We start from the raw sequence: 3638 nt of genomic DNA, 5'->3' as shown, positions 1-3638 counted from the left end.
CGTGGGCCGGCTGATCTACGACCGCGGCGAGGAAATCTACAACTTCCAGGGCGTGCGCCACTACAAGTCCAAGTACGACCCCTCCTGGCAGCCCCGCTTCGTGGCCGCCCCCCGCAAGTGGGCGATCCCGCGCCTGATGGCGGATGCGGGCCTGCTCTCCTCCGGCGGCGTCGCCGGCCTCGCCAAGCGCCCCAGGAAGACCGACGAGCCGCCCGCCGCGAAAGAGGCGGCCTAGTGTCCCGATTCCGAAGTTCGCAAGCGCCTGAGGCGAACTCAGTCGAACTTCGGAATCGACAAGGACACCAGGGAAATATTTGTTTCTAGTGTGCTTTTTGGATTTGAAGTTCGCTCGGCGCTCCGACCCGAAAGCAGGCGAACTTCAGATCCAGCACACTAGCGGCCCAGCGCCATGTGCGCCGCGGTGATCCCGAACAGCAGGGCGCCGGTCGCCGCGAGCACCATGACGAACCGCCACGGGACCATCCGCGGGCCCTTCATCGGATTGGGCGGCCTGGCGCCGCGCCAGCCGGCGAGCACGCCCACCATCGCGCACACGCCGGCGACCGAGAGGGCGGTTCGGATGTCCATGCGCACCCCGTATCCCAGCACGCGCCAGCCATCCACAGGAACCCGCGCCGACCACTACATCTAGCGTTAAGCCTTCGTTTACACCCCAGGGATCGCTGGGTAGCGTCCTTCCCTGAGCGGAGATGCGATTCGGATGAGCGCGGGGGCGCCCTGGTCCGTCAAGGGGATCGACCCCAAGGCCCGGGAGGTCGCGAAGGACCTTGCCCGCCGCTCGGGCCTGACCCTCGGCGAGTGGCTGAACCGCATCATCCTCGAGGACGAGCTCCCCGACGAGATCACCCACGAGAGCCAGTTCGCGGAGCGCCCGCTTCGCGCCGTCGGGGCGGCGCCGCACCTTCGCACGGTCGCCCTGGCCGCCGCGCCGCCCGACCTTGCCCGCGTCGCCGGCGCGCTGGACCGCCTGACCGACCGCATCGAAGCGTCCGAGACCCGCACCGGCCTCGCCATCAACGGCGTCGAGCATTCGGTGCGCCACGCGCTGGCCCGCATCGAGACGGCCGAGCGCGAGCAGCACGCCCAGACGGCGCGGCTCGAAGGCCTGCTCGCCGAGTCCAGCACGCAGCACGGCTACTTCGGCGAGCGCCTGCGCCGCCTGGAGGCCGAGCCGCGCCCCAGCGGCGACGTCGGTCCCCGCTCCGCCGAGGCGCTGCGCGCGATCGAGGCCCGGCTGGCGCGGGCCGAGCCCGAACTCGTGGTCGAGGCGGTGCTCCAGCGCCTCGGCGACCGCCTCGCCCTGGCGGAGAGCCGCACCGCCGCCGCGCTCGACGACCTCAAGGGCTCGCTGGCCGGCCTCGACCGCCGCGTCGCCGCCGTCGAGGGCGGCGCAAGCGCGGGCGAACCGGTCGAGCTGCGGTTCGAGGCTCTGGCCGAGGTCCTGACCCACCAGGTCGAAGCCGTCCGCGCCGAGGTGGCCGGCAAGCTGGCCGCGGCCGGGGGCGGCCTCGAAGCCCGCTTCGCCGAACTGACCGAACAGGTCCGCGTCGCCGAGCAGCGCTCCGCCCAGGCCGTCGAGGCCATCGGCCGCCAGGTGCTGTCCATGGCCGAGGCGGTGGGGCGCAAGCTCACCGAGGTCGACGAGAAGAGCGCGGGCGCCATCGACCAGGTCGGGACCGAGGTGGCCCGCATCGCCGGCGCCGTCGAGCTGCGCCTCGCGCGCCAGGAGCAGACCCAGGCCGAGGCGTTCGAGCGCCTCGAGGCCGAGCTCGCCAAGGTCACCGGCACGCTGGCCCGGCGCCTGGACACCTCCGAACAGCGCGCCGGCGCCGACCCGGCCGCCTGGACCGCGGCGGCGGAGCGGGTCGCCCCCGAACCCACGCTCGCCGAGATCATCCAGAAGCTCGGCCCGCCGCCGGAACCCGAGCCCGAGAGGCTCGACCTCGCCGAGCCGGCCCCCGCCGCCCTCGGTCCGGAACTCCTCTCACGCGCCGAGCCGGAGCCCGGCCACGAGCCCGCGCACGACATCGTCGAGCCGCCTTGGCGACGCCTCGACCTGGACGTTCCGGAGCCCGAGATCCCGGAGGTCTTCGCCCCCCTCGCCGAAGGCGAGGACGAGGCGCTCTTCGAGCCCGGGCCCGCGGAGCCCGAACTCTCCACCCGCGAGGTCATCGAGCGCGCGCGCGCCGCCGCCCGCGCCGCCGCGACCCCCGACCCGCACACGCCGCAGGAACCGCCGCTTCAGGTGCGCGCCAAGGTCGGTCCCAAGGCCGCGACCGGCCGCCTCTTCCAGGGCTTCGGCCCCAAGACCAGGAAGCCGGCGCCCAACACCGCGCTGCAGACCGCCATGATGATCGCCGGCGGCGCTGCGTTCCTCAGCGTGGGGGCGGCCGGCCTCACCCTGATGCAGGGCCCCGCCTCGCCGGACCCGGCCGCCGCGCCCGGGCAGGCCCCTATCCCGGACAACCCCCGCGCCGCCATGGCGCTCAGCCCGGCGCACCTGCCGACCCGGCCGCAGGACACCACCGTCCCGGCTGCGCCCGCGGCCTTCGCCGACGTCCGCGCCGACGTCGAGGCCGGTGTCCCCGGCGCGCTCGCCCAGCTCACCGCGCTGGCCGAGGTCGGCCACGCGCAGGCTCAGCTCTACCTCGCCCAGCTCTACGACACCGGCGCCGCGGGCCTGCCCGAGAACCCCACGGAAGCGCGGCGCTGGACCGCGCTCGCCGCCGAGAACGGCGACGTGAAGGCGATGCACAACCTGGCGGTCTACGAGTTCCGCGGCGAAGGCGGCCCGCAGGACCTGGTCAGCGCCGCCCGCTGGTTCCGCAAGGCCGCCGACGCCGGCGTGGTCGAGAGCCAGTACAACCTCGGCCTCCTCTACCAGTCGGGCAGCGGGGTGGACCGCAACCTCGCCGCCGCCCGGCAGTGGTTCGCCCGCGCCGCCGCCCGCGGCGACGCCGAAGCTCGCAAGGCGCTGGCGCCCCTGGCCCCCAGACCCGCGCCCGCCCAGCCCCGCGCGCCGGCCGCTGCGACGCCGAAGCCGGCCCCAGCCGCCGCGTCGCCGGCGCTCGCGGCCGGCGTCTCGATGAACGTGCAGCAGACCCAGATGGTCCTGACGCGCCTCGGCTACTACACGGGCCCCATCGACGGCCGCGCCTCCACGGCCTACCACCGCGCCCTCGCCGACTACCGCCGCGACCAGGACGGCGGCGTCCCGCTCTACTCCGCCGAGCGGTAGGGCCGCGGCTCCTCAAACGTCGTTCGACCAACCCGCGCGCGCCGGTCCGCGATAGCGCAGCGCCTCGACGAGGAGCGCGAACGCGGGCGCGTGCTGCCGGCTGCTCGGATAGTAGAGGTGATAACCCGGGAAAGGCGGCGACCAGTCTCTGAGGACAGCCTTCAGCCGGCCGGACCGGAGGTGGGCCTCGACCCTGTCCTCCATGACGTAGGCGAGCCCCAGGCCCGAGAGCGCCGCATCGACCATCAGCGAGGCCACGTTGAAGGCGAGCTGGCCTTCGACGCGCACCTTCAACGGCCGTCCGCCCTTCTCGAACTCCCAGGGCGACAGGCCTCCGGCGGTCGGCTGGCGCGCGTTGATGCAGAGGTGCTCGGTGAGG

The 3638-nt window shown here is 74.1% G+C and carries 4 protein-coding genes; 2 read left to right on the top strand and 2 right to left on the bottom strand.

Annotated features, from left to right (window positions below; translation table 11 throughout):
• Positions 1-235 (top strand): phosphatidylglycerol lysyltransferase domain-containing protein (locus JNL41_RS13745; RefSeq protein WP_293475813.1); only part of this gene is annotated, 235 nt, incomplete at its 5' end.
• Positions 236-393: 158 nt separating this feature from the next.
• Here the strand turns inward: JNL41_RS13745 and JNL41_RS13740 are convergent.
• Positions 394-588: a hypothetical protein gene (locus JNL41_RS13740; protein WP_293475811.1), complete on the bottom strand. Its 195-nt coding sequence runs from the start codon at positions 586-588 to the stop codon at positions 394-396.
• A gap of 133 nt (positions 589-721) precedes the next feature.
• Between JNL41_RS13740 and JNL41_RS13735 the strand changes: the two genes are divergently transcribed.
• Positions 722-3259 carry a hypothetical protein gene (locus JNL41_RS13735; protein WP_293475809.1) on the top strand — a complete coding sequence of 846 codons (2538 nt, stop codon included), beginning with the start codon at positions 722-724 and terminating at the stop codon, positions 3257-3259.
• A 12-nt stretch (positions 3260-3271) separates the two neighbouring features.
• Here the strand turns inward: JNL41_RS13735 and JNL41_RS13730 are convergent.
• Positions 3272-3638: LysR substrate-binding domain-containing protein (locus JNL41_RS13730; protein WP_293475807.1), on the bottom strand; the 367-nt coding region annotated here is incomplete at its 5' end.

This window comes from Phenylobacterium sp., assembly GCF_016793285.1.
GTDB lineage: Bacteria > Pseudomonadota > Alphaproteobacteria > Caulobacterales > Caulobacteraceae > Phenylobacterium.
This window is presented reverse-complemented; position numbering and strand designations above follow the sequence as displayed.